A 24050-nucleotide genomic window follows, 5' to 3' on the forward strand; every position below is an offset into this window, starting at 1 on the left:
CTTGACTTATGCACATGCCTACGTTCCAGACAGATTTTGAAACATCTGAAAGGTACGTGGTGGCCCACATCCAAAAGGCATTGATTTGACTGGCTTTTTTCTAACACACCGAGTGAGCGGAATCTGACAGAGTGCCCATAGAATGGGCATCTCCAGCCGATTCGGCCAAGTTCTCAACAGAGTTATCCACAGGTCTTGTGAGTAACGGAAAAACTTCAACGTAAACCGGTAATTAGCGTGCGATCCTGCGAAGGAACTTTCACTCCGGATGACAACATCGCTGCGACCCGTTACGCGCCGAATCGGCCAAAAATACCGGTCTCAATACAGTTGGAACGACGAAAAAAACTGGTCGACCTGTTCCTGCTGCATCGGCTTGGGTGAAATGATGGCCGCCTGATAGACGTGCCGTCCGTGGGCCACGAGCCGGGCGTAGACGGTGCGAGCTTCGTGTTGTGAGCCGGCCTCGCCGCTCAGCTTCATTTCCAGACCGAGCACCTGACCGCCGGCGGCGAGCGGGATCTGCACCGCGCGGGCATCGGGCGCGGCGCCTACGTTGCGGGCGAGGCCGGTGCGCAGGAAGTCGAGTGCGGCGCGCTGCGTGGCTTCGCTGTCGTCCGGCAGCATCACCGTGCCGACCGCGAACACGGCATCGCCGGCTTCGGCCGTCTGCATCGCCATCTGCATCGGCTTGCCGTCTATCTGCACGGCCCGCTGATCGTTGCCCGGCTTTGCCGGCAAGTCGACGGTATAGCCGTTGTCGTTATTCATGATGGTGCGCCAGTCGAAGGTCGGCGAGCATGCGCTCAGCGCGCCGCTCAACGCCAGGGCGCAAGCCAGCGTGCTCACTGCTGCACGCGCCTTCGACCGCCGGGAACCGGCGCCGGGCGCAAACTGGACAGAAAACCGGCCTGTCACGGGATGGCGAAACAGAATCCGGCCGAGGAAGCGACTCACGAAACCAAAGCGATCAAAGCAAAAAACAGTTCGGAGCATGGGGACAGAAGTTCGGGCTGACGAGAACCTAAAGCCCTATTATCCGCTCCCGGGCCGCCTCCTGCCGCGCCGCCGGAATGGGGCTACAATAACGACGCAGTCCAGCATCGGGCCGAAAGCCCAAACCGGCGCACTGTCCCGCGCGTTCCGCGCGACTCTCGAGGTTCCGTTCATGAGCTCCACTCCGTCCACCGCTGCCCGGCGCGCAAATCCGCTTCGCTACATCGTCATTGCCGCCGTGGCCATTGCGATCGCCGTTGCCGGTTATTTCGCGTTTGCAGGCCAGCAGCGCGTGCCCGATGCGACCTTCACGTTGCTGTCGGGCCAGAAAGTCTCGACCGCCGACCTGAAAGGCAAGGTCTACCTCGTCAACTTCTGGGCGACGAGTTGCGATACGTGCATGAAGGAAATGCCGCAGATGGTCCAGACCTATAACCGCTTCAAGGACCAGGGTCTGGAATTCGTCGCAGTGGCAATGAACTACGACGCGCCCATGTACGTGGCCAACTACACGCAAACTCGCCAGTTGCCGTTCAAGGTGGCGATGGACGACGGCTCGGCCGCCAAGCAGTTCGGCAACGTTCAGCTGACGCCGACCACGTTCCTGGTAGACAAGGACGGCAGGATTCTCAAGCGCTATGTCGGCGAGCCGCAATTCGCCGAGCTCGACCAACTGCTGGAAAAGGCGCTGAAACCCGTCTGAGCGGTGCGCGGCCGCGCCTGCGCCCCGCTTCGAACCGATTCAGGCATACGCCGGCGTCACGTCCCAACGCCGGCGTTTTCATACCGTCACCGCTCCCCTTCCCCTTTGGCCGCGAGGCCATATCGTTTGATCTTCTCGTAGAGCGTCGCCTTGCCGAGTTGCAGCTTGTCTGCCGCGACGGCGACCACGCCGCCGGTCTGCTCCAACGCCTCGGCGATCACCGCCCGCTCGAATTGTTCGACGCGCTCTTTCAAAGGCTGTGCGGCCGCGCCGTCGTCGCCGAACGACATGACGGGGTCGTCGGCGACGCCGAGCACGAAGCGGTCGGCGGCATTGCGCAGTTCCCGCACGTTGCCCGGCCAGTCGCGCTGCATCAGGCCGGCACGCTGACGGTCGGTGAGGATCGGCGCCGGGCGTTGATAACGCACCGCCGCGTCCAGCAGGAAATGTTCGAAAAGCGGCACGATGTCCTCGCGACGCTCGCCCAGCGGCGGCAACGCGATCGTCACCACATTCAGCCGGTACAGCAGATCGCGCCGGAACGAGCCGTCCGCGACGTGCTCGGCCATATCGCCCTTGGCGGCGGCGACCACGCGGCAATTCACCCGAATGGGCTGATTCGAACCGAGCCGCTCCAGCACGCCGTCCTGCAGCACGCGCAGCAGCTTGACCTGCAACGCGAGCGGCATGCTCTCGATCTCGTCCAGAAACAGCGTGCCGCCCGACGCATGCTCGAGCTTGCCGATCCGGCGTTTCGCCGCGCCGGTGAAAGCGCCCGGCTCGTAGCCGAACATTTCCGATTCGAACATCGGCTCCGGCAGCGCGCCACAGTTCACCGCGATAAACGGCTTGTCACGCCGCGGCGACAGTTCATGCAGACTGCGCGCGATCAGCTCCTTGCCCGCGCCGGTGTCGCCGTTGATCAGCACGGAGGCGTCGGTCGGCGCGATATTGGCGATCAGCCGCCGCACCTGTTCGATCGCCGGGCTCCTGCCGATGATCCGCGGCGCCACCGAGTTCTGTTCCGCCAGTTCACGGCGCAACGCGAGGTTTTCCAACACCAGCTTGCGGCGCTCCAACGCACGCCGCACGGTTTCGATCAGCCGCTCGGACGCGAACGGCTTTTCGATGAAGTCGTACGCGCCGTCGCGCATGGCCTGAACGGCCATTGAAATGTCGCCGTGGCCCGTTACAAGGATCACCGGTACGTCGGGCGCGCGCTCATGGCATTGCGCAAGCAGATCGAGGCCGCTTGCGCCCGGCAAGCGAATGTCGCTGACGATCACGCCAGAGAAGTCCGCGCCGATCGTCTTCGCCGCGGACTCCACCGACGCATGGCCGATCACGTCGAAGCCCGCCAGTTGCAGACTCTGCACGCTGGCGCGCCGCACCAGTTCGTCGTCTTCGATATACAGCACTTGCAGGCCGTGGTTCAGCATGGCGTTTTCCGTGTGATTCAGGAGCCCGCCGTCAGCGGGTCCGATGTGTGGCTCGTCTGCATGCGCGCGCGGCGCAGCGTCAACACGAATAATGCGCCGCCGCCCGGCGCGTTGCGCGCCACGAGCGAGCCGCCGCAATCGCGCGCGATCGAAGACGATATCGCCAGCCCGAGTCCCAGCCCCTGGCCCATTTCTTTGGTGGTGAAGAACGGCTCGAACAGGCGCGGCAGGACATCGTCGGCAATGCCGGGGCCGTTGTCGCTCACGACGAACGACAGGTTCGCGTCGGCGACCTCGATCTCGATCGAAATGCGCGGCGAGTCGATGTCGGCGGTCGCATCGAGCGCGTTGCCGAGCAGATTGATCAGCACCTGCTCCAGTCGCAGATCGTCGCAATGCGCGATCAGTTCGGGATAGTCGTCGGCGAGACTCAGCGGCATGCGGCTGCCGCTTTGCGCATCGAGCAAGGCGAATTCGATCTCGACGCCCTGCAAGCGCTTTTGCAGCAGCGCCACCACGTTGCGCAACGCCCGCACGATCGGCGCACGCGCACTGCGCGGCCGCGCGCGTCCGACGAACAGTTTCAGCTGATTGGTGATCTTGCCCATGCGCTCAGTGAGCGCCGCGATCGCTTCGAGATTTTCGCGCGCCGACACCTGGTCGCCGCGTTCGAGCAGCACGCGTGTGTTATCCGAGAAGCCACGCAGCGCGGCGAGCGGCTGATTCAGTTCATGCGTGATGCCGGCGGCCATCTGACCGAGCGCGGCGAGCTTGCTCGCCTGGATCAGTTCATCATGCGCGGCGCGCAACTCCTGTTCGGCGCGCGTGCGTTCGGCCACTTCCTTCTGCAACTGTTCGTTCGCCTGAGAGAGATCCGCGGTGCGCTCGGCAACGCGCCGGTTCAGTTCCGCGTAGGCTTTTTGCAGCAGCGCCCGGCTGCGCATCACCTCGCGCACGCGGGCACGGCGCATTCTCCAATAGAACGCGAGCAACGCCAGCGATACGTAGCCGAAGCCTGTGACGATGGTCGCCTTGCGCGCGTCGGCGTCGACCGGATCGACCGGCGACATGGTGATCAGATGCCAGTCCGGTTCGCCCATGCCGCGCCGCGACGCGAGATAGCGCGGCGCATAGCGGCCGCCGCCGATGCGCACGATCTGCGCGTTGCCTTCGAGCGTGCGCTCGATCGACACCGGCAGCGGCGCGATCGGCTGCTGCGCGTATTGACGCGCCTGGTAGATCGAATCGGCGACCGGCCCCGACAGCGGCCGGATCGTATGGTATTTCCACGCCGGCATCGACGACAGAAAAATCACGCCGTGGTCGTCGGTCACGACGAGCGGCTCGGACGCATCCGCGGCCTGAAACCATTCGAGATCGAGTTTGACGACCGCCACGCCGACAATCTTGTCGTCGCGCCGCACCGGCTGCGAGATGTAGTAGCCCGGCGCCTGCGAAATCGTACCAATGCCGAAGAAGCGGCCCACGCCGCCTCTGACCGCATCGAGAAAATACGGCCGGAATTGATAGCCGGCACCGATGAAGCTGCCCGGCCCGCGCCAGTTGCTCGCCGCAACGCAAAAACCGTCGAGCGGAATGATGTACGTGACGGTGGCGCGCGCGTGACGGTTCAGGTCTTCGAGATAAAGATTGGCGCGCGCCACATTGGCTGCGCTGGGATTCACCAGCACGTCCTGCACGATAGGGTGTTCCGCCAGCAGATAAGGCAGCGATTCGTAGCGTTCGAGCGTGCTCTTCAGCGCGCTCGTCGTACGGTCGACTCGCACCGCGGCGTTGCGCCGCAAATGGTCGATGCCGCTTTGCCACGCGATGCTGTACGTGAGCCCGCACGCTGCCACGAGCCCGGCGACGAGCGCGAAGAGGATCAGCAGGCGTCGCGTCACGTTGGCAATATCCGATCGGTGAGGATCGTTTATTGTGGCATAAGGCGACGCGCCGTCGGCGCAAGCTTCGTCGGCCGACGGCGCGGGGGTTCGGCGCACGGCCACCGGTTTCATACGCTGGTGTCCGCGGCCGTCAGGGTTGCGCTGGAGCGGGTTGCCGATGCGCGGCTTAAACGCCGGCCGGCTCTTTGATCGCCACGTCGCCACGCAAGGCGGCGTTCAGCTTGCTGCGGTCCAGTTCCTTTTCCCACGCCGAGACCACCACCGTCGCCACGCCGTTGCCGACAATGTTGGTCAGCGCGCGGCATTCGCTCATGAAGCGGTCGATACCGAGAATCAGCACCATGCCCGACAGCGGAATGGTCGGCACCACGGCAAGCGTCGCAGCCAGCGTGATGAAGCCCGCGCCCGTCACGCCGCTCGCGCCCTTCGAGGTCAGCATGGTGACCGCCAGCAGCGTGAGCTGCTGCGTCCACGTCAGGTCGGTGTTGGTCGCCTGCGCGATGAACAGCACGGCCATCGTCATGTAGATGTTGGTGCCGTCGAGATTGAACGAATAACCGGTCGGCACCACGAGGCCCACCACCGAGCGCGAGCAGCCGAGCCTTTCGAGTTTCAGCATCAGTTGCGGGAGCGCCGCTTCGGACGAGCTCGTGCCGAGCACGATCAGCATCTCTTCCTTGATGTACGCGACAAAGCGCAGGATGTTGAAGCCCACCGCACGCGCGATGATGCCGAGCACGACCACCACGAACACGACCGAGGTCAGATAGAACGTGCCGATCAGCTTGAGCATTGGCAGAAGCGAGCCGATACCGTACTTGCCGATCGTGAAGGCCATCGCGCCGAACGCGCCGATCGGCGCCAGCTTCGTGATGATGCGCACGATGCCGAACAGCACATGCGAGAGCCCGTCGATAAAGCTCGTCACGACTTTGCCCTTCTCACCGGCCGTTGCGAGCACCGCGCCGAACAGCAGCGCGATCAGCAGGATCTGCAGGATCTCGCCCTGCGCGAACGCCGACACGAGCGTGTCCGGAATGATGTGCATCAGGAACTCGACGCTCGACTGCCCGTGTGCTTTGGCAGCGTACGAGGCGACGGCCTTGCCGTCGAGCGTGGCCGGATCGATGTTGAAGCCGACGCCCGGCTTCAGCACGTGTGTGGCGATCAGGCCGAGCACCAGTGCGAAGGTCGAGACGATTTCGAAATACAGCAGCGCCTTGCCGCCCACCCGGCCGACTTTCTTCATGTCCTCCATGCCGGCAATACCTGTCACCACCGTACAGAAGATGATCGGCCCGATCACCATCTTGATCAGCTTGATGAAGCCGTCGCCGAGCGGCTTCATGTCGACGGCGAGATCGGGGTAGAAATGCCCGAGCGCGATACCGACGATGATCGCCGCGATCACCTGGACGTACAGCACTTTGTGGATAGGTTTCTTCACGATGTTTCCTGCGATGTGGATGAGCTCAATGGCCTGCCACGCTGCGCATCATGCGAACGAATAATCGTCACGCCTGTGCACGGCATTAGGCCGCGACAAGACGACGAATTCAGAAATACCGGGAAGGGAAATCGGACATCGTTGTCTCCTTGCTTTAGTTGTCGGACCGTTGCGGCCGCGATATCTGTTTTGCAAGGTCGATGCCAGCTCGATGCCGGGCTCGGCGCGTTGATTCTTATAGGCTTTCTAGCGCTTCACGGCGTATGTCGTCCGGGATTCCGGAAATCCAGACAAGGGGCGTCGGGGAATCCGGAATCCATTGCGACTGCAGCCCCGGGATAACCCGTAGGGCTTTCTACGGCGTGCCTTTGCCCGGAAGCAAGTGCGACTCGTGATCTGCAACCTCTAAACGCCGCCTTCTTCCAGCACCAGCAGATTCTCGTGCGAGAAACCCAGCGACACCGGCTGCCCGCGTTCGGGCAAACCGCGGTTCGGGTCGTTGAACACGTCGAGCGAAATCACCGCGTCTTTCACGCGTGTTCTGATGCGCACCACGGCGCCGAGGAAATTCACTTCTTCAACGGTCGCGTTCAGCGTGTTGCGACCGGGCGCGGCCGGCTCCAGCACGATCGCTTCGGGCCGCAGCGCGAGCAGGCGTTTCTTGCCCGCATCGTTCGACGGCAACTCCTGCGTGGTGGTCAACTCCTGACCGTCCACCACCATCCTGCCGGTTGCCGGATCGACCACATGCCCGGCCAGAATATTCAGCGTGCCGACGAACGACGCGACGAACCGGGTGCGCGGATAGTTATAGATCTCGGAGGGCGAGCCGATCTGCTCGACACGGCCCTCGTTCATCACGACGATGCGGTCGGAAATCGACAGCGCCTCTTCCTGATCGTGCGTGACGAAAATCGACGTGATACCGAGTTCGCGCTGCAACGCGCGAATGTCCTGACGCAACGAAATGCGGATCTTGGCGTCGAGCGCGGAAAGCGGTTCGTCGAGCAGCAACACCTGCGGCTTGCCGGCGAGCGCCCGTGCGAGCGCCACGCGCTGCTGCTGGCCGCCCGACAATTGCCACGGATAACGCCCGCCCAGTTGCGGCAGCTTGATCAGCTGCAGCATCTCCTCGACGCGGCTGTTGATCTCCGCCTGCGGCCGATGCGTGATCTTCAGGCCAAAGCCGATGTTCTCGGCCACCGTCATGTTCGGAAACAGCGCATACGACTGGAACACCATGCCGACCTTGCGCTGCCGCGTGCGAAGGTGGGTAACGTCCTTGTTATCCAGCCGGATGATGCCGCGCGTCGGCGTTTCGAAGCCGGCGATCATGCGTAGCACCGTGGTCTTGCCGCAGCCGGACGGCCCGAGGAAAGTAATGAACTCGCCGCGCTCGATCTTCATGTCGAAGTGATGCAGCGCGGTGTTCGCCCCGAAGGACTTATGCAGATTTTCGATCTCTAGGAATGCCATGTTTCGCTGCCCCAGTCCGTCAAACTCATTGGATCAAACCTGTCGGTCAAGCTCATTGGTCACACTTTCTGGCCGCTCACGGCGCGGGCCGAGCCGAATACCTGGATCAAACCCATCGACGCCCACGTGATCACGAACGCGATGATCGCAAGCGCCGACGGTTCGTACGCGCGGTTCGCGCCGATCAATTGCAGATACGGACCGAACGCGGGACGGTCGAGCAGGCTCGCCAGTGTGAATTCGCCGATCACCACCGCAAAGGTGAGAAACGCGCCGGACAGAATGCCCGAGCGGATATTCGGAAAGATCACCTTGAAGAGAATGGTCGGCCAGCTCGCGCCGAGACATTCGGCCGCTTCGGTGAGCGAACGCACGTCGACCGCGCGCAGGCCGGCATCGACGGCGCGGTACATGTACGGCAGCGAGAGCGTCACGTAGCCGAACACCAGCAATAGATCCGTGGCGCGCTCGTTGCCGGTGAGCGGCAGAATCGAACTGCTGTTATAGATGCGCAGATAGCCAAACACGATCACGATGGCCGGCACCACCAGCGGCAACAGCGTGATGAACTCGACCACCGGCCGCAGCTTCGGCAAACGCAACTGCACCCAGTAAGCGGTCGGCACCACCAGCAGCACGCCGACCACGATCGTCAGCAGCGCCATCAGGATCGAATAGCCGAAGGAGGCCTGAAAGCGCGGATCGCCGAGCACGACGCTATACGCTTCGAAGCTGTACGCGCCGCGTTTCATGCGCAGGCTGAACTCGAACGTCGCGATCAGCGGAATCAGAAAGTACAGCGAACCGACGATCATCGCAGTCCACGCACCCACGCGCGATTGGCTTTTCATCGACGTCCCCTTTCAGCGCGCGAGCGCAGCCAGATGTAGCCGCCGTTCGAGAGGCCGGTAACGAGCACCATGCCGAGCGCGAGCGCGTAGCCGAGATTCTGGTTGTGCATCACGTCGCCGCGAATCTGCGCATACAGCAGGATCGTGACGATGTTCAGCGAACTGCCGGTCAGCGCATAAGCCGTCGCGACCGCACCGAACGAATTGGCGAACAGCAGTAGCGCGGCGCCGAGCACGCTAGGCCACAGTACCGGCAGCGCGACGTAGCGCCAGTATTGATACGCGGTGCCGCCGAGGCAATCGCAGGCCTCGCGCCATTCGCGCTTCAGACCGTCGAGCGCGGGTGTGACGATCAGCACCATCAAGGGAATCTGGAAATACAGATAGGTCAGCGTCAGACCGGAAAAGCTCAGGATGCTGAAGCCCGTCGAGTACAGATTGAAGCCGAGGTATTTCTTCAGCAACACGGTGACGAGCCCGACGCGGCCCAGTGTGCAGATGAAAGCGAACGCGAGCGGCACGCCGGCAAAGTTCGACGCGACGCCGGAAAACGTCATCAAGGTCGGACGAATCCAGCCCGGCAGTTTGCCCTGCACCGCCGCCCAGGCGAGCAGCGAACCGATCACCGCACCGCCGAGCGAGGAGGCTGCGCTCACCTTGAAACTGATCCAGTACGCGTCCATCACGGTCGGCTGGAGCAGGTCGCGGAAATTGGCGAGCGTGAAGTGGCCTTGCGAATCCTGGAATGCGCCGACCATCAGGAAGCCGGTCGGCAGAATCAGGAACAGCAGCGCGAAGGTAAAGAACGGCACCACGCCGATCCACGCGAGGAACTGCGACGCGCGCCCTGGACCGTCGACGCGAGGCGTTGGGCTGGGTACAGGCGGAACCAGCAATTCCGGCTGCGCCGTCCCGGCATCCGATGAAGCGCTCATAGCTCACCCTTAGGCAATCTGGCAAACGCACCCGGCGCGCCGCGCTCGTCACGAGCAGCGGCGCGCCGGTGCGGCAAAACTTCACGCGACGGTTTTTCGTGTCGCGGCGCGCCTGCTCCGCTGCCGCCGCGACCTGTGCGTTACGCCTTACTTGACGTTCGCGCCGACCGCTTCGTCCCAATGCTTCGTGATGGTGTCCTTGTACGCGTCCTGTTGCGACAGCGTCGGGAATACGACGTTCTTGTACGACGAAGGCGGCGGCAGCTTGTCGAGCAACGCTTGCGGCACCTTCTTGCCGTTCACCAGTTCGGTATAGCGCATCGGGTGACAGTAGCCCTTCAGCCAGCCGATCTGACCTTCATCCGAGTACAGATATTCCATCCACAGCTTGGCTGCGTTCGGATGCGGCGCATAAGCGCTGATCGCCTGAACGTACACACCGGCGACCACGCCCGTCTTCGGAATCACCACCTGCACCTTCGGATTGCCCTTCAGCGTGTCGCGGTCAGCCAGCGCGTTGTAATCCCAGCGCACGACGATCGGCGTGGTGCCTTGCGCGAGCGATGCGGCCTTGCCGATCACCGGCACGAAGTTGCCGTTCTTGTTCAGGTTAGCGAAATAAGTGAGCCCGGCCTGCCCGGCCTTGCTCGCATCGCCCTTGCTCTGCGAGAGGCCCGCGGCATACACGGCCTGGATCGCCTGATTGGCCGAGCGCGGATCGCCGGCCAGCGAGACGGCATTCTTGTAATCCGGCTTGAGCAGATCGCTCCAGTCAGCCGGCGCCTTGTCGATCATGTCGGCGTTGACTTCAAACGAGAGCACGCCGTAGTAATCGCCATACCAATAGCCGTCGGCGTCTTTCGACTCTTTCGGAATCGAGTTCCACGTGGCGACCTTATACGGCTGCAGCAGCCCTGCTGCCTTCGCGGACGGACCGAACGAGAGGCCCACGTCGATCACGTCGGGGGCCTGCGGGCCCTTGTTGCCCTTGTTCGCCTTGATGGCTTCGACTTCGTCGCCCGAACCCGCATCCGGATTCAGCTCGTTGACCTTGATGCCGTACTTCTTCTGAAAGCCCGCGACCAGTTCTCCGTAGTTGCACCAGTCGTGCGGCAACGCGATCACGGTAAGTTGGCCTTCCTGCTTCGCGGCGGCAATCAGCGCATCGAGCGGCGCGGCCGAAGCGCTGCTGCTGACGCCGGCGGCGGTGACACCCGCAACGGCCGACATCGAAAGTATGCGAGCTAACACGGTGCGGTTCATAGTCTTCCCCATCCTCTGCCGAAATTGCTACGTTTGGAAAATTTCTAGTTCGAGCTTCAGGACGCGCGCCTGTGCACCCCTGCACCGGCACGCCCTCGCCATGTTCAGGCCGGATTGGCCGGCGCGGAGAACATGTCGTGTCGCAGTGTATCGATGCGATCTGTACAAATCATGTCGACGCCCCATTGCGCGAGCAGTTGCGCACGCGCCGGGTCGTTGACCGTGTAGGCGAGCACGCGCAGGCCGGCGGCATGAATCTCGGCGATCAGCGGCTCGGTCAGATACCGATGGTTCGCGTGAAACGACACGCAGTCGAGTTCACGCACGACGCGCAGCCAGTCCGCCGGCACCTCGTCGAACAGCATGCCGCGTTGCAACGACGGCGCCGCGTCACGCGCGGCGACCAGTGCCTCGAACGAAAACGACGACAGCAATGGCGGTGTCTGGCCTTGCCATAACGTCAGCGCGCCGCTTGCCACCAGAGTCCCGGTGATCTCGTCGCGGCCCGGACACGGTTTGATCTCGATGTTGGCGGCAATGCCGTCGCGCGCGCAGCGCCCGGCCGCCTCGGCGAGCGTCGGCAGACGCGTGCCGGCGAATTGCGGCCCGTACCATGCACCGGCGTCGAGCGCGGCCAGTTGCTGCCACGTGTGTTCCGCGGCGGCGCCGTGGCCGTTAGTGGTGCGCTCAAGGGTGTCGTCGTGCAGCAGAAAGAGTTGGTTGTCGGCGGAAAGCTTCGCGTCGAACTCGACCATACGGTAGCCGTAGCGCACGCAGGCGTCGAAACCGGCGAGCGTGTTCTCCGGCGCCAGCGAGCCGCCGCAGCGATGCGCGGCCAGTCGCGGATAAGGCCAGTCTGCGGATGAAGCGCGATTAATCCCGTTTCCCACGTCTCGTTACCTTTCAGATAGAGCGGTTGACTATGCTCTCGACACGTTCCCTGCCGCTACTGCTGCCCTGGCCGTCAATGAAGCACGCATGCCTCAGGTTGTCCCTTCACGCGCGAGCCCGGCGCGTAGTATCGCGCTAAGGTACGCGCTGCGATAGCCGGACATACGCTTCGTGTTTCCGCCGCGCCCGACATCGCAACACCATTGTCAGGATGACGAAGCGTGCCGTCATCGAGCAGCGCGACACCACGCGGGCATCACGCAAATAGCGGACCCCAGGATCCATTATGGCGACGACACCGTCTGGTCAGATTGCCAAAAAACGCCGCAAAATGCTCGAAATCGGACATTTCAATTCCTTTTCGAACATTTGATGTTCGAAACAGGCGTGGCGCTTCGATCTGCGAAGGCTAAAGTTAAATACACAAACTTGCAAGCTGCCAAAAAAATACAACACAATTCGACTAAAGTAGTACGCTTGACATCGTCCGGACACACATTCGTGACCACGATGTCGCAGTTAACAACAAGCTAAATAAACGCGTACGCATCCAAGGAAACATGCATGTGGCAGGAAGACCGTCATCAGAGAATTCGAGCGTTACTGTCCACGCTTCAACGCGTGTCCACGGAACGGATCATGGCGGACCTCGGGGTGTCGCGCGAAACCGTGCGGCGCGATCTGCTCGACCTCGAAGCGCTCGGTGAACTGCGCCGCGTGCACGGCGGCGCGATCAAGCCCGCCGACGAAGCGCCGATCGCCGAGCGCGTGCACATGCGCGTCAAATCCAAAACCGCCATCGCCAAAGCGGCTACAGGGTTGATCGCGAGCGGCCAGACACTTTTCATCGACGCCGGCACCACCACCGCCGCGCTGGCCGAAGAACTGGCGAAACTCGCGAACCTCACCGTCGTCACCAATTCGATCGACGTCGCGCTGAAGATGCGCGGCGCGGTCGATCAAACCGAAGCCGCCAACGAAGTCATCCTGCTCGGCGGCTCGATCAGCGACCGCGCCATGGCGACCACCGGCGCCACCACCGTGCTCGACATCCAGCGCTATCGCGCAGACCTCGCGCTGCTGTCGCCTGTCGGTGTCGATCACCGGCATGGCGCGACCAACTACGACCATGCCGAAACCGAAGTGGCGCGCGCCATGGTCGCCAACGCTGACCGCGTGGTGATCCTCGCCGATTACAGCAAGATCGGCCAGCGCAGCCGTATCTCCTACTGCCCGGTCGATCGGATCGACGTGCTCGTCACCAACAAAAAGGCGGCCGAAGCCGCCGATTTTGCGTCACTGAAAAAGAAGCTCGAAGAGATCGTTCTCGCTTAGGGCTCGGGCCTGTACTCGGGCCTCGATGCGAGGCGTGAGATCTATTCCTTCACGTGCATGGTATCGAGCACGCGCTTGCGCAGGCGCGTGTCGTGCAACGCGCCGGCTGCGTCGAGCACCGGATAGGCGGTCGAGCAGAATAGTGAGTTGAGCCGCTTCATGTCGCTGATCAGATCGAGATGCAGTGCGCTGGTCTCGATGCTTCGCAAGGTTTGCCCGGCGAGCCGGTCCAGATGGCGGTATGAATAGGCGCGCTCCAGATCGCGAAAGCGCTCCTTCTCCGCCAGCAGCCGCTCGGCACACCGCAAGTCGTTGTTCAGAAACACCGACAGGCCGAGCTGCAGGTTGCTGACGAGGCGTGCCTGCAAGTCGTCCAGTTCACCCAGCCCTTCCTCCGAAAACGACAGCCGGTGAGCGATCTTCTTTTCCTCGATGTCGCCCACGATCCGCTCGATGATGTCGCCCGCATGCTCCAGGTTGATCGTCAACGAAATGATGTCGGTCCAGCGGCGGCTATCGGCTTCGTCGAGCTGCTCGCGCGAGATCAGCGTCAGATAGGTTTTGACCGCGGCGTAAAGCTCGTCGACGTCGTCGTCCATGCGGACCGTTTCTCGCGCCTTGTCCAGATTGTTGTGATGGATCAGGTCCGCGACATTGTCGAGCATGGTGCGCACGATGTCGCCGATCCGCAGCACCTCGCGCGCGGCGTGCGCGAGCGCGAGCGTAGGCGTGGACAGCGCGGCGGTATCCAGGTGGAGCGGCCGTAGCTCGCCGTTCGGCACCGGCCGGTCGGGCAAGGCACGCACACAGATGCGCGCCACCGGATCGATCAGCGACAGGCACGCGCAGCAACGCAGCGCGTTATAGATCAGGTGAAATCCGACGGTTGCTTCACGCGGATTCGCGATCAACACCGGCAATCCGCGCGCGAGCAGCGAGGCGAACGGGAGGATCAGCAATGCGCCGGCCAGTTTGAACGCAAAACTGCCCAACGCGAGCCGCCGCGCCGCCGCGTTCTGTGCGACGGTGCCGAGGAGCGCGAGCAGGCCGCTGCCGAGATTCGCGCCGATCACGAGGCACAGCGCCACCTTCAAAGAAATCACACCGGATGAGGCAAGCGTCGCGGTCAGCAGCACGGCGGCAAGGCTCGAATAGGACAGCATGGCAAACGCGGCGCCGACCAGCGCGTCGAGCATGGTGTCGCCGGTCAGTGCACCGAACATTACGCGCACGCCGGCGCCTTGCATCATGGGCTGGGCGGCTTCGACGATCAGACGCAGCGCCAGCAGGATCAGCCCGAGGCCGATCAGCGTGCGGCCGGCCTGGCCGAGACGGGTCTGCTTGCGCGACAGAAAGAGCGGCACGCCGAGCAGAATCAGGATCGGCGACAACCAGGATAGATCGAGTGTGAGAACCCGCGCCATCAATGCGGTGCCGACGTCTGCGCCGAGCATGATCGCGAGACCGCTGGTGAGCGGTAAAAGTCCTTGCGCCGCGAACGACGTGACGATTACCGCGGTGGCATTGCTGCTCTGTACGAGACTCGTGACGCCGACGCCCGAGAGGAACGCCCGCCAGCGGCTACTGGTGCTGCGCCCCAGCACGCTGCGCAGATCGGCGCCGAGAACCCGCAGGATGCCGGTGCGCACAATGTGTGAACCCCACACGAGGAGCGCTACACCAGCCAGAAGGTTTAGGAGAATCAACATAAGGCACTGCGCATCCGTTCCTGCTGCCATGACCCGAACCGCGTGCCGCGCGAACCGGCACCGGGGCGTATATGACAGTAGTGTTGCACATTTTTGCCATATTGTAATTTTGTGCGTTTAAATATACGCTCGTGCAAAGCTGTGGATTGCTGTGTGCCGGCTCATGGTCAGTCATGCATGGAGTTCGACCACACGACCACTTAAACACGAGGACTCTGGATGAGCCGCAACCTTGCGCTGTTCGACCTGGATCACACGTTGCTGCCGCTCGACAGCGATCAGGCGTGGGCCCACTTCATTGCTGGACTGGGTGTGGAAGGCGCCGTGCGGCACGCGCAGGAAATCGACGATTACTACCGGCAGTATGTGGCCGGCACGCTCGATATGGCTGCCTATCTGAACTACACGCTGGCACCGCTCGCCCGCCACTCGCGCGAGCAACTCGACGCGTGGCACGCGCAGTTCATGCAGCAGGTGATTGCACCGGCCATCCTGCCCGCCGCGCGTGAACTCGTGCAACGCCATCTGGACGCAGACGATCTTTGCTGCATCGTCACCGCCACCAACGTGTTCATCACGGAGCCGATCGGCAAGGCGCTCGGTTTCGAGCATCTGCTGGGAATCGAGCTCGGCACCGAAGGCGGCGATCCATCGGCGCGCTTCACTGGAACTGCTGTCGGCACCCCCACCTTCCGCGAAGGCAAGATCGCGCGCACCGAGAGTTGGCTGGCTTCGCTCGGGCATCGGCTGCAGGATTTCCACGAGAGCTGGTTCTATAGCGATTCGATCAACGACGTCCCCTTGCTGGAGCGCGTCACCCATCCGGTCGCGACCAATCCCGATCCGCGCTTACGCGCCGTCGCCACGGAACGCGGCTGGCCGGTGATCGAGCTGTTTGCCTAAGCTTGCTTGGGCTCGGGCTCGGGCTTGCGTTTGAGCCTGAAGCTGAGCGGCAGCCGCCGCGCTACACCCGCCCCTTCCACGGCACGAGCCGCCGCTCCAGCGCACGCATGCCCAGATCGAAGAACCACGCGATCAGCCCGATCAGCACGATGCCCATCACCACCACGTCGGTGCGCAGAAAACTCGAGGCGTTCAGCACCATCTGACCCAGCCCCGCGGTGGCCGCGACCATTTCGGCGGCAACCAGCGTGGTCCAGCCGAAACCGATAGCGATACGCAGGCCGGTCAGAATCTCCGGCAACGCCGCCGGCAAGACCACATGCCGCACGATCTGCGAGAAACTGCCGCCCAGTGAATACGCCGCATGAATCTGCTCGATGGTCGCGCTGCGCACGCCGGCACGCGCGGCCATCGCAATCGGCGCAAAGCAGGCGAGATAGATCACGACGATCTTCGCCGTTTCGTCGATGCCGAACCAGATCACCACCAGCGGCAGATAAGCGAGCGGCGGCAGTGGCCGGTAGAACTCCAAAGGCGGATCGAGCAGGCCGCGCGCGACCCGGCTCACTCCCATCAGGATACCGACCGGCACGGCCGTGACCGCAGCGAGCGCAAACGCACCGAACACACGCAACGCACTCCAGGCGAGATGCTCGGAGAGCGGCAAGCCACCTTGAATGCGGCCATGCCACGCATCGATGAACGCGGCCCATACGGCTTCGGGCGTCGGCAGAAATAGCGGCGGCAACCAGCGCAGATGAGTGGCAAGCCACCACAACGCCGCGAGCGTCGTGACCGAGACCGCACTGAGTGCCGCGGTCGGCCCTTCGCCGGGCAAACGCCAGCCGCGTACGGGGCGCACGGTCCGCGGTGGCCGCTTGCCCCTCTCGGCGAGCGCCACATTGCCTAATGATTCACGCGAAGCCGTCACGACACCACCTCTTCCTGATTGCGCTCATGCAGGCGGCGCACCAGCCGCTCGCGCCATTCGATGAAATCCGCCGACGACTTGACCGCGCGCGCATCGCGCGTCTGCAGAAAACGCTGCGCGAACGGCAAGTCGTAGCTATCGGCGATGCGGCCCGGACCCGGCGTCATGACGACGAGGCGCGTCGCGAGAAAGAGTGCCTCTTCGACGCTGTGCGTAATGAAGAACACCGTCTTGCGCGTGCGCCCCCAGACGTCGAGTACGAGTTCCTGCATCGACTCGCGTGTCATGGCATCGAGCGCGCCCATCGGTTCGTCCATCAGCAGCACTTGCGGATCGCTTGCCAGCGCGCGGGCGATCCCCACGCGCTGCTGCATGCCGCCCGACAGCGCATAGACCCGCGAGCGCGCATGCCTCTCGAGTCCGACGAGCTTCAGCATCTCGAGCGCAATGCGCTCGCGCTCCGCCCTGGATACGCGCTGAAAACGCAAGCCGAGCGCGACGTTGTCGAGCACGTCGAGCCACGGCATCAACGCATATTTCTGGAACACCACACCGCGGTCCGCGCCCGGCCCGAGAACAGGCTCGCCGTTCAGCCGCACCTCGCCTTCAGTCGGCTGGATGAAGCCCGCGATGCAGTTGAGCAAGGTCGTCTTGCCGCAACCCGACGCACCCAGCGCAACCACAAACTCGCCGGGCTCGATGCGCAGATCGACATCGGCCAGCGCGACATGCGGCGCCGCGCCGCGCGTGCCTTCATAGGCGACTTGCAATTGCCGTATTTCAAGACCGCTCATCGCCGGACCTCGTGATGCTGACTGGAGACAGCGCGCGACGCTCAGTGCGCCGCGCGTTGTACGAACTGCGGATCGACGCCGGTCGAGTAATCGGCCAGCACATTCTGGATCGTGCCTTGCGTCTTCAGAAACGCCGCGGTGGCAGCCAGCGACTTCGCCGCGCCCGATTGCGCGCCGCCGCCAAGCCATGCGTTCGAAGCCTGCTGGGCCAGCGTCGGGAACGCATACAACGCGAGGCTCGCCGGCACTTCCTGCGCGTTGGCGCCGGACTCTTTGGCGACCGCCTCGACCTGCGGCGACGTGGCCGTCCATGCGGAGGTGTGGTCGCGATAATTCGCGTCGGTCGCGGCGAGCACCTTCACGAAACGCGCGACGAACTCGGGGTTCTGACTCGCGAACTTGCGATCAACCACGAATCCGTCGAAGGTCGCCTTGCCGGTCTGCTGCGCGACCTGCCCTGACGTGATGAGCACCTTGCCGTTCTTCTTGACCTTGGCCAGCACGGGATCCCAGATGTACGTTGCGTCGATATCGCCGCGCTCCCACGCCGCCGCGATTTCAGGCGGGCGCAGGTTGACGATCTTGACGTCGGACGGATTCACACCGGCGCTCTGCAACGCGACCAGCGTATGAAAGTGCGAGGTGGACACGAACGGCACGCCGATCTTCTTGCCTTTGAGACCGGCGACGCTCGTGACATTGGAGCCGTCGCGAGCGACCAGCGCTTCGGCGTCGTTGATATTATCGAGAATCCAGAACAGCGAAATATCGACGCCCTGCGACAGTCCTGCCGCGATCGGGCTCGAGCCGGCTTCGCCGAGTTGCACCGAGCCGGAGGCGAGCGCGCGGATCACGTCGGCACCGCTGCCGAGCTTGCGGTAGGTGACCTTGTAGCCGGTGGCTTTCTCCACTTCGCCGGTGGCCTGTGCGTAGCGCCACGGCACCACCATGTCCTGATACGCGATCACGACTTCTTTGGTGTCGGCGCGCGCCGCGGAAGCAAACGGCGCGGACAGTGCGAGCAGCGTAGCAAACGCGGCAAGCGAACGGCGGAAGCGGTTCATCGGAAAGCCTCTTGAGTAGGTAAGGTTCGGGAGGCTTTCGACTATAGGCAGTTTGTTCGCGGCCGGTTCTAATTAATCCGCGATTGCTAATCACGCTGTTTTAGCATTGCTTTTCACGCTGGGTTGGTTAGCGGCGACTGTTGCTGCGGGCAGTCGAACGGTTCCAGCGAATGATGCGGCTCGCGGCGCCCGTGCGCAAGCTGGCCATTCGGCAAATTGACTCTAGCCGACCGAGGCAGGATCATCTTTGCGTTGCAAAACTTCGCATTCCTATGATCGAATTTTTTAGCCGGCTTAGCTGGTTGTTTTTCAACGTCGGCGTGCCGGTGTGTGCGCCTTTTGCGCTGCTTCCCCTGTTGAGCTTTTCGCGCTTTTACAGGCAGTCGTCGAAGGGGATTGCGATACGCACGGTCGAGGACGGAGCGGAGATTGATGTGGACATCAGTGATCATGACCGCAACGATAGGTGCCACTTTCGCTCTATCTCATTATTCGTTAACCTAACTAATTTAAAAATGTCTGAGCTATACTTTTAAGCCCGTCTAACAGGGAGAACTCAAATGCCCAATCTGATCGACCACATCATGGAGAATCGTGAGCTGCGTTATCGCATCATCGAACTCGCCATTCCTTTTTCCATCATCGGCGGAACGATGGCCTCGATCTGCATGCTGCTCGCACGGTATTACCGGTGACTCGCAGGTGCGGATCAACCGCGTGTGATTCCAACACTCAATGTTTGACCGCCCAAAAGAGAAAAGCCTGCAACACATGCAGGCTTTTCCCAATCTGACAGACAGCTAGCTAGCGAAGATACTCAGACCACGCCGGCTCCATGCGCCTGCAAGTCGGCGTGGTAGCTCGAACGAACCATCGCGCCCACGGCTGCGTGCGTGAAACCCATCTTGTAAGCTTCTTCCTCGTACATCCTGAACGTGTCCGGGTGCACGTACGAGCGCACCGGCAGATGGTGTTCCGACGGCTGCAGGTACTGGCCGATCGTCAGCATATCCACGTCGTGTTCGCGCAGATCGCGCATCACTTGCAGAATCTCTTCTTCGGTTTCGCCGAGGCCGACCATCAGACCGGACTTGGTGGCCACGTCAGGATGCAGTGCCTTGAAGTCCTTCAGCAGTTTCAGCGAATGCGCATAGTCCGAACCCGGACGCGCTTCCTTGTAGAGGCGCGGCACCGTTTCGAGGTTGTGGTTCATCACATCGGGCGGTGCGGCATTCAGAATGCCGAGCGCGCGATCCAGACGGCCGCGGAAGTCCGGCGTCAGAATTTCGATGCGCGTCTCCGGTGAAAGCTCGCGCGTCTGACGGATACATTCCACGAAGTGGGCCGCGCCGCCGTCACGCAGATCGTCGCGGTCAACGCTGGTGATCACCACGTACTTCAGCTTCAGCGCGGCGATTGTGCGCGCGAGATTGCCCGGTTCGTCGGCGTCGAGCGGATCCGGGCGACCGTGGCCGACATCGCAGAACGGGCAGCGGCGCGTGCACTTGTCCCCCATGATCATGAAGGTTGCGGTGCCCTTGCCGAAGCATTCGCCAATGTTCGGGCAACTCGCCTCTTCACATACCGTATGAAGATTGTGCTCGCGCAGAATCTGCTTGATTTCGTAGAAGCGCGAGTTGCCGGTGGCCGCTTTCACGCGAATCCAGTCCGGCTTCTTCAGCTTTTCGATCGGGATGACCTTGATGGGAATACGGGCGGTCTTGGCTTGCGCCTTCTGCTTCGCGGTGGCGTCGTAGGCAGCGGGAGCCGGCACGGCATCAGGGGAGGGAGAAGCTGCGAGGTTCGCGGTAACGTCAGTCATTCGTTCGGTCCAGTCAGGCGGTAAGTGCACCGGCCTGTGGTTGGGCGACGGCCGCGGGACTGCCGTCGAGGTTTGCGGTGAGACATGATGCAAAGGTACGGGCCACGTCGTCCCAGCCGGCGGTTACGCCGAGCGTTGCCATATCGACTGTTTCGAGCCCCGCGTAGCCGCATGGATTGATGGCGAGAAACGGTCGCAAATCCATGTTCACGTTCAGACTCACGCCGTGATAGCTGCAGCCGTTGCGGATTTTCAAACCCAGCGCCGCGATCTTGGCGCCTGCGTGCGACCCGGCGGCCAGCCCGGGCGCCACATAGATACCGGGGGCACCCGCCTTTCGTTCTCCGGCGAGATTATACGCCGCAAGCGTGTCGATCACGGCTTGCTCGATCCGCGTGACCAGTTCCCGCACCATCAATTTGCGACGGCGCAAATCGAGCAGCAGGTAGGCAACCACCTGGCCGGGGCCGTGATACGTGATCTGCCCGCCCCGGTCGACTTTGACCAGAGGAATACCGCTGTCAGCGGCCAGCAGGTGGGCGGGATTGCCCGCCTGGCCCAGCGTGAAAACGGGGGGATGTTCGACCAACCAGATTTCGTCGGGGGTGTCGACGGTGCGCGCGTCGGTGAACGCGCGCATGGCTTCGAAACTGGCTTCGTAGGGTTCGGTGCCGCGCCAGCGCAGCGTGAGCGACGCCGTAGCGGGTAAGAGGGTCGGAGAAACCGGGGCGGCACACATGATCCCGTCAGTTTACCGAAATCTGGGAATCCCCGCCGGGAGTCGGCACGTGGAAGCATCGCGTCGGTGCCGCATTGCCGCGCCTGGAAGGGCAAATCGCCGTGGCGCGGCGGCGGCGCCGGCAATGCCAAACGCCGCCGCGCCGTGGCGCCAGCGGCGCGGCCAGACCTTGGTGCAGCGCCATTCGGCCAAACCAACGCGCTGGCGGCGCCAGTCAAACGGTACGCCAACCGCCTCGCACACGTGCCACCAGCCGTTCGCCGATGCGGGCGAACCAGTTCAGCGCGCGCTCGTCGCAACGCGTGGGCACTGAAAACGCCACTCTTGCCTGCGTGTTGCCTTCAGCGCTCAGCCACAGCCGTTCGCCGCGCCGAAGCCGCAGCGTATGACCGGGTTGCAGCCAGTAGTCCTCGATATCGTCGCTGCGCGTGACCCATACCGCACCGCCGCGAACGACCAGTCTCGTGCTGCGCGCCACCTTCAGGGGAACCGTTTCGCCGCTGCGGATTTCAAACGCGATGCTAGAGGAAATTTCTTGCATGATGCCCTCGCCAAAAATCGTTTCGTGACTACAATCCTAGGCGTAGCAAGGGTTTAAGCAAAACGATCTATTTTCATCTCTATGTGAGAAATTTTGTCATGGACCTTCGGCAACTACCCGCGCTGAACGCGATCAAGGCATTCGAGGCCGCCGCCCGTCACGAGAGCTTCTCGCGCGCCGCCGACGAACTCTTCGTCACCCACGGCGCCGTCAGCCACCAGATCCGCGCGCTGGAGGCTGAACTCGGCGTCTCGCTGTTCGCGCGCGACGGCAAGCGCGTGCGGCTCACCGAGACCGGCCGGCGCTACGCCACACATGTGCGCGCCGCGCTGATGGCGCTCGCCGACGCCACCCGCCAGATCCGCGCGGGCGACCGCGAGCGGCGGCTCGTGGTGTCCATGTTGTCGTCGTTTGCGGCGCGCTGGGTGACGCCACGCGTCGGCAGCTTTATCGAGGCGCATCCGCAGTGGGATCTCGAACTCTTGTCCACCAACGCGCTAACCGATTTCGCGCGCGACGACGTCGACGTGGCGATCCGTTTCGGCTTCGGCAAATATTCGGGGCTACATTCGGAGTTGTTGCTGGAGGAGATCTTCTTTCCCGCCTGCGCGCCGGACTTCAATGGCGGCAAGCTGCCGAAAACGCCCGCTGATCTGGCCAAGGTTCCGCTATTGCGTTCCGACGACGAACTCTGGCGCCCCTGGTTCGACGCCGCAGGCCTCACCGACTGGCCCGAACCGAAGCGCGGCGTGCTCTACCAGGATTCGTCGAATCTGCTGCAGGCGGCCATCGACGGCCAGGGCGTCGCGCTCACGCGCCGCTCGCTGGCCATGCACGAAATCGCGGCAGGCCGCCTCGTGCGCTTGTTCGACGTGGATGGGCCGAGCCCGTGGCAGTACTACTTCATCTGTCCGCCGCAGATGCTCGAAACCGCCCGTGTCAGGGCATTCCGCGACTGGGTGTTCGAGGAGGTGGGACGCTTCAGGCAGCTTTTCGACCGGGCTTGCGAGGTGGGGCCAGCCGCAAGCGCCGATATGGCGGCGGACGCATTGCGCGCCACGCCGTGAAACAAGGCGCCGGGCCAGGCTTTACAGCACCACCTTCACCATTGGGTGGCCGGTGAGCGCGCGGTAGATGTCATCGAGCTGCTCGCGGCTTGTGGCGCGTACCGTGACCGTCAGGCCCGTGTAGTTGCCGCCGCTGGAAGGCCGCATCTCGACTCGCGAAACGTCGACTTCATTGTCGAACTGCTGGACCACCGTGACGATCGTCTCGGCGAACTCGGGATGCGATTTGCCCATGATCTTGATCGGGAAATCGCAAGGAAACTCAAACAGTGATTCGTTCACGGGACTCATTCTCTACTCCTTGCTTCGCCTCGCGCGCTTCCTGGGCCTTGGCTCGCTGATAAGCCGCGTACAGCGCTGCAAAGACCGCACCCGGCTTGCCCTCGCCGACCGGCTGGCTATCGAGCCGTGTGACCGGCAGCACTTCCTTGGTTGCCGAACTGACAATGATCTCGTCCGCCGCGCGCAGTTCGGCTTCGCTAATCTCGCGCGCTTCGAAACGGATACCGCATTCGCCCGCCAGTTCCTCGATCAGACCGTAGCGAATCCCTTCGAGAATCTTGTGGCTGCGCGGCGGCGCGGACAACACGCCGCTCTTCGCCACCCACACGTTCGACGACGACCCTTCGGTCAGCATGCCGTCGCGAAACTGGATCGTTTCGAACGCGTCGTTCTCCGCAGCGTATTGCGCCATCAGCACGTTGCCCAGCAGCGACACCGACTTGATGTCGCAATTGAGCCAGCGGCGGTCTTCAGCGGTGACGCAACGCACGCCTTGCGCGCGCTGCGCCGCGTCCGGCAGGTTCAGCGGCGTGACCATCACGAACACGGTCGGCTGGATGTCGGCCGGAAACGCATGGCCGCGTTTCGCGACACCGCGCGTGACCTGAATATAGGCAATCGCGTCCTGATCGGCGCGCAAACCGCCGTCCGCCTCGTTCGCCGCGACCACCTGCGCGATCAGCGCGCGCCAGCCGGCGTCGTCGAACGGATTGACAATGCCGATCCTGTCGACGGAGCGCGCGAGCCGCGCCAGATGCTGCTGGAAACGGAACGGCGTACGGCCGCCCGCATGCGCGGGGTGCGCGTACAGCGGCGCGACTTCATAAATACCGTCGCCGAAAATAAAGCCGCGGTCAAGAACCGGCACACGCGCTTCGGACAACGGCACCAACTCGCCGTTCAGATAGACAATCGGATCGGACGAAACATCGGAAACAGCGGTCATCGCAATCAG

The 24050-nt window shown here is 63.0% G+C and carries 23 protein-coding genes; 5 read left to right on the plus strand and 18 right to left on the minus strand.

What is annotated here, in order from left to right; genetic code table 11:
• Positions 1–321: 321 nt before the first annotated feature.
• On the minus strand, positions 322–996 hold the full coding sequence (locus NE850_RS30235) for a hypothetical protein (protein WP_007179489.1): 675 nt from the start codon (positions 994–996) through the stop codon (positions 322–324).
• 172 nt (positions 997–1168) lie between these two features.
• Between NE850_RS30235 and NE850_RS30240 the strand changes: the two genes are divergently transcribed.
• Positions 1169–1699, plus strand: coding sequence for a TlpA disulfide reductase family protein (locus NE850_RS30240; protein ID WP_007179490.1), 531 nt, complete (start codon positions 1169–1171; stop codon positions 1697–1699).
• A gap of 86 nt (positions 1700–1785) precedes the next feature.
• Here the strand turns inward: NE850_RS30240 and NE850_RS30245 are convergent, their stop codons facing one another.
• The 8 genes from NE850_RS30245 to ugpQ all read right to left on the minus strand — a co-directional run bounded on the left by NE850_RS30245 (position 1786) and on the right by ugpQ (position 11907).
• Positions 1786–3138, minus strand: a complete 1353-nt coding sequence (locus tag NE850_RS30245) for a sigma-54 dependent transcriptional regulator (RefSeq protein WP_007179491.1) — start codon at positions 3136–3138, stop codon at positions 1786–1788.
• A gap of 17 nt (positions 3139–3155) precedes the next feature.
• On the minus strand, positions 3156–5156 hold the full coding sequence (locus NE850_RS30250; RefSeq protein ID WP_007179492.1) for an ATP-binding protein: 2001 nt from the start codon (positions 5154–5156) through the stop codon (positions 3156–3158).
• Between the two features lie 55 nt (positions 5157–5211).
• Positions 5212–6492, minus strand: coding sequence for a dicarboxylate/amino acid:cation symporter (locus NE850_RS30255; RefSeq protein WP_007179493.1), 1281 nt, complete (start codon positions 6490–6492; stop codon positions 5212–5214).
• 405 nt (positions 6493–6897) lie between these two features.
• Positions 6898–7968: an ABC transporter ATP-binding protein gene (locus tag NE850_RS30260; protein ID WP_007179494.1), complete on the minus strand. Its 1071-nt coding sequence runs from the start codon at positions 7966–7968 to the stop codon at positions 6898–6900.
• A 59-nt stretch (positions 7969–8027) separates the two neighbouring features.
• Entirely contained in the window at positions 8028–8819 is a 792-nt protein-coding gene (locus NE850_RS30265) for an ABC transporter permease (RefSeq protein WP_310699792.1), read from the minus strand.
• The gene (locus NE850_RS30270; protein WP_007179496.1) at positions 8816–9754 is read right to left on the minus strand and encodes an ABC transporter permease subunit; all 939 of its coding nucleotides are present in this window, start codon (positions 9752–9754) and stop codon (positions 8816–8818) included. The genes NE850_RS30265 and NE850_RS30270 overlap by 4 nt, the downstream gene beginning before the upstream one ends.
• A gap of 147 nt (positions 9755–9901) precedes the next feature.
• Complete coding sequence (locus NE850_RS30275) at positions 9902–11017, minus strand: ABC transporter substrate-binding protein (protein WP_007179497.1); 1116 nt, start codon at positions 11015–11017, stop codon at positions 9902–9904.
• Positions 11018–11121: 104 nt separating this feature from the next.
• Positions 11122–11907: a glycerophosphodiester phosphodiesterase gene (gene ugpQ / locus NE850_RS30280; protein ID WP_007179498.1), complete on the minus strand. Its 786-nt coding sequence runs from the start codon at positions 11905–11907 to the stop codon at positions 11122–11124.
• 565 nt (positions 11908–12472) lie between these two features.
• Between ugpQ and NE850_RS30285 the strand changes: the two genes are divergently transcribed.
• On the plus strand, positions 12473–13243 hold the full coding sequence (locus NE850_RS30285; protein ID WP_007179499.1) for a DeoR/GlpR family DNA-binding transcription regulator: 771 nt from the start codon (positions 12473–12475) through the stop codon (positions 13241–13243).
• A 41-nt stretch (positions 13244–13284) separates the two neighbouring features.
• Here NE850_RS30285 and NE850_RS30290 read toward each other — a convergent pair whose 3' ends face one another.
• Entirely contained in the window at positions 13285–14952 is a 1668-nt protein-coding gene (locus NE850_RS30290) for a Na/Pi cotransporter family protein (RefSeq protein WP_007179500.1), read from the minus strand.
• Positions 14953–15171: 219 nt separating this feature from the next.
• Between NE850_RS30290 and NE850_RS30295 the strand changes: the two genes are divergently transcribed.
• Complete coding sequence (locus NE850_RS30295) at positions 15172–15855, plus strand: HAD family phosphatase (protein WP_007179501.1); 684 nt, start codon at positions 15172–15174, stop codon at positions 15853–15855.
• A 61-nt stretch (positions 15856–15916) separates the two neighbouring features.
• On the opposite strand, the gene NE850_RS30300 is transcribed toward NE850_RS30295, so the two are convergent.
• Genes NE850_RS30300 through tauA form a run of 3 tightly spaced genes read right to left on the minus strand, consistent with a single transcriptional unit; the run spans position 15917 to position 18644 of the window.
• Complete coding sequence (locus NE850_RS30300) at positions 15917–16786, minus strand: ABC transporter permease subunit (RefSeq protein WP_165184357.1); 870 nt, start codon at positions 16784–16786, stop codon at positions 15917–15919.
• Positions 16783–17580, minus strand: coding sequence for a taurine ABC transporter ATP-binding protein (locus tag NE850_RS30305; protein ID WP_007179503.1), 798 nt, complete (start codon positions 17578–17580; stop codon positions 16783–16785). Before NE850_RS30305 ends, NE850_RS30300 begins: the two co-directional genes overlap by 4 nt.
• A gap of 41 nt (positions 17581–17621) precedes the next feature.
• Positions 17622–18644: a taurine ABC transporter substrate-binding protein gene (gene tauA / locus NE850_RS30310; protein ID WP_007179504.1), complete on the minus strand. Its 1023-nt coding sequence runs from the start codon at positions 18642–18644 to the stop codon at positions 17622–17624.
• Positions 18645–19204: 560 nt separating this feature from the next.
• On the opposite strand from tauA, the gene NE850_RS30315 reads away from it, so the two are divergent.
• The gene (locus NE850_RS30315; protein ID WP_310699793.1) at positions 19205–19339 is read left to right on the plus strand and encodes a hypothetical protein; all 135 of its coding nucleotides are present in this window, start codon (positions 19205–19207) and stop codon (positions 19337–19339) included.
• A gap of 122 nt (positions 19340–19461) precedes the next feature.
• On the opposite strand, the gene lipA is transcribed toward NE850_RS30315, so the two are convergent.
• The 3 genes from lipA to NE850_RS30330 form a co-directional block, all read right to left on the minus strand.
• On the minus strand, positions 19462–20466 hold the full coding sequence (gene lipA, locus NE850_RS30320) for a lipoyl synthase (protein WP_310699794.1): 1005 nt from the start codon (positions 20464–20466) through the stop codon (positions 19462–19464).
• A 13-nt stretch (positions 20467–20479) separates the two neighbouring features.
• A complete protein-coding gene (gene lipB / locus NE850_RS30325; RefSeq protein WP_310699795.1) occupies positions 20480–21205 on the minus strand; it encodes a lipoyl(octanoyl) transferase LipB in 726 nt (241 codons plus the stop codon).
• A gap of 214 nt (positions 21206–21419) precedes the next feature.
• Positions 21420–21746: a DUF2917 domain-containing protein gene (locus tag NE850_RS30330; RefSeq protein ID WP_007179509.1), complete on the minus strand. Its 327-nt coding sequence runs from the start codon at positions 21744–21746 to the stop codon at positions 21420–21422.
• 98 nt (positions 21747–21844) lie between these two features.
• Here NE850_RS30330 and NE850_RS30335 point away from each other — a divergent pair, with 98 nt between their 5' ends.
• On the plus strand, positions 21845–22813 hold the full coding sequence (locus tag NE850_RS30335) for a transcriptional regulator GcvA (protein ID WP_007179510.1): 969 nt from the start codon (positions 21845–21847) through the stop codon (positions 22811–22813).
• A gap of 21 nt (positions 22814–22834) precedes the next feature.
• Here the strand turns inward: NE850_RS30335 and NE850_RS30340 are convergent, their stop codons facing one another.
• Both NE850_RS30340 and NE850_RS30345 read right to left on the minus strand, forming a co-directional pair.
• A complete protein-coding gene (locus tag NE850_RS30340; protein WP_007179511.1) occupies positions 22835–23104 on the minus strand; it encodes a DUF493 family protein in 270 nt (89 codons plus the stop codon).
• Complete coding sequence (locus NE850_RS30345) at positions 23076–24041, minus strand: D-amino acid aminotransferase (RefSeq protein ID WP_310699796.1); 966 nt, start codon at positions 24039–24041, stop codon at positions 23076–23078. The genes NE850_RS30340 and NE850_RS30345 overlap by 29 nt, the downstream gene beginning before the upstream one ends.
• Between the last annotated feature and the right edge of the window lie 9 nt (positions 24042–24050).

Source organism: Paraburkholderia sp. USG1 (assembly GCF_031570135.1).
Classification (GTDB): Bacteria; Pseudomonadota; Gammaproteobacteria; order Burkholderiales; family Burkholderiaceae; genus Paraburkholderia; species Paraburkholderia dioscoreae.

Coding starts and splice junctions, on each gene's coding strand:
- NE850_RS30305 (WP_007179503.1), bottom strand. CDS start 17,580: ATGAGCGGTCTTGAAATACGGCAATTGCAAGTCGCCTATGAAGGCACG.
- lipA (WP_310699794.1), bottom strand. CDS start 20,466: ATGACTGACGTTACCGCGAACCTCGCAGCTTCTCCCTCCCCTGATGCC.
- NE850_RS30245 (WP_007179491.1), bottom strand. CDS start 3,138: ATGCTGAACCACGGCCTGCAAGTGCTGTATATCGAAGACGACGAACTG.
- NE850_RS30260 (WP_007179494.1), bottom strand. CDS start 7,968: ATGGCATTCCTAGAGATCGAAAATCTGCATAAGTCCTTCGGGGCGAAC.
- tauA (WP_007179504.1), bottom strand. CDS start 18,644: ATGAACCGCTTCCGCCGTTCGCTTGCCGCGTTTGCTACGCTGCTCGCA.
- NE850_RS30285 (WP_007179499.1), top strand. CDS start 12,473: ATGTGGCAGGAAGACCGTCATCAGAGAATTCGAGCGTTACTGTCCACG.
- NE850_RS30290 (WP_007179500.1), bottom strand. CDS start 14,952: ATGTTGATTCTCCTAAACCTTCTGGCTGGTGTAGCGCTCCTCGTGTGG.
- NE850_RS30295 (WP_007179501.1), top strand. CDS start 15,172: ATGAGCCGCAACCTTGCGCTGTTCGACCTGGATCACACGTTGCTGCCG.
- NE850_RS30315 (WP_310699793.1), top strand. CDS start 19,205: ATGCCCAATCTGATCGACCACATCATGGAGAATCGTGAGCTGCGTTAT.
- NE850_RS30340 (WP_007179511.1), bottom strand. CDS start 23,104: ATGAGTCCCGTGAACGAATCACTGTTTGAGTTTCCTTGCGATTTCCCG.
- NE850_RS30330 (WP_007179509.1), bottom strand. CDS start 21,746: ATGCAAGAAATTTCCTCTAGCATCGCGTTTGAAATCCGCAGCGGCGAA.
- NE850_RS30275 (WP_007179497.1), bottom strand. CDS start 11,017: ATGAACCGCACCGTGTTAGCTCGCATACTTTCGATGTCGGCCGTTGCG.
- lipB (WP_310699795.1), bottom strand. CDS start 21,205: ATGTGTGCCGCCCCGGTTTCTCCGACCCTCTTACCCGCTACGGCGTCG.
- NE850_RS30235 (WP_007179489.1), bottom strand. CDS start 996: ATGCTCCGAACTGTTTTTTGCTTTGATCGCTTTGGTTTCGTGAGTCGC.
- NE850_RS30240 (WP_007179490.1), top strand. CDS start 1,169: ATGAGCTCCACTCCGTCCACCGCTGCCCGGCGCGCAAATCCGCTTCGC.
- NE850_RS30265 (WP_310699792.1), bottom strand. CDS start 8,819: ATGAAAAGCCAATCGCGCGTGGGTGCGTGGACTGCGATGATCGTCGGT.
- NE850_RS30345 (WP_310699796.1), bottom strand. CDS start 24,041: ATGACCGCTGTTTCCGATGTTTCGTCCGATCCGATTGTCTATCTGAAC.
- NE850_RS30270 (WP_007179496.1), bottom strand. CDS start 9,754: ATGAGCGCTTCATCGGATGCCGGGACGGCGCAGCCGGAATTGCTGGTT.
- NE850_RS30250 (WP_007179492.1), bottom strand. CDS start 5,156: ATGAAACCGGTGGCCGTGCGCCGAACCCCCGCGCCGTCGGCCGACGAA.
- NE850_RS30335 (WP_007179510.1), top strand. CDS start 21,845: ATGGACCTTCGGCAACTACCCGCGCTGAACGCGATCAAGGCATTCGAG.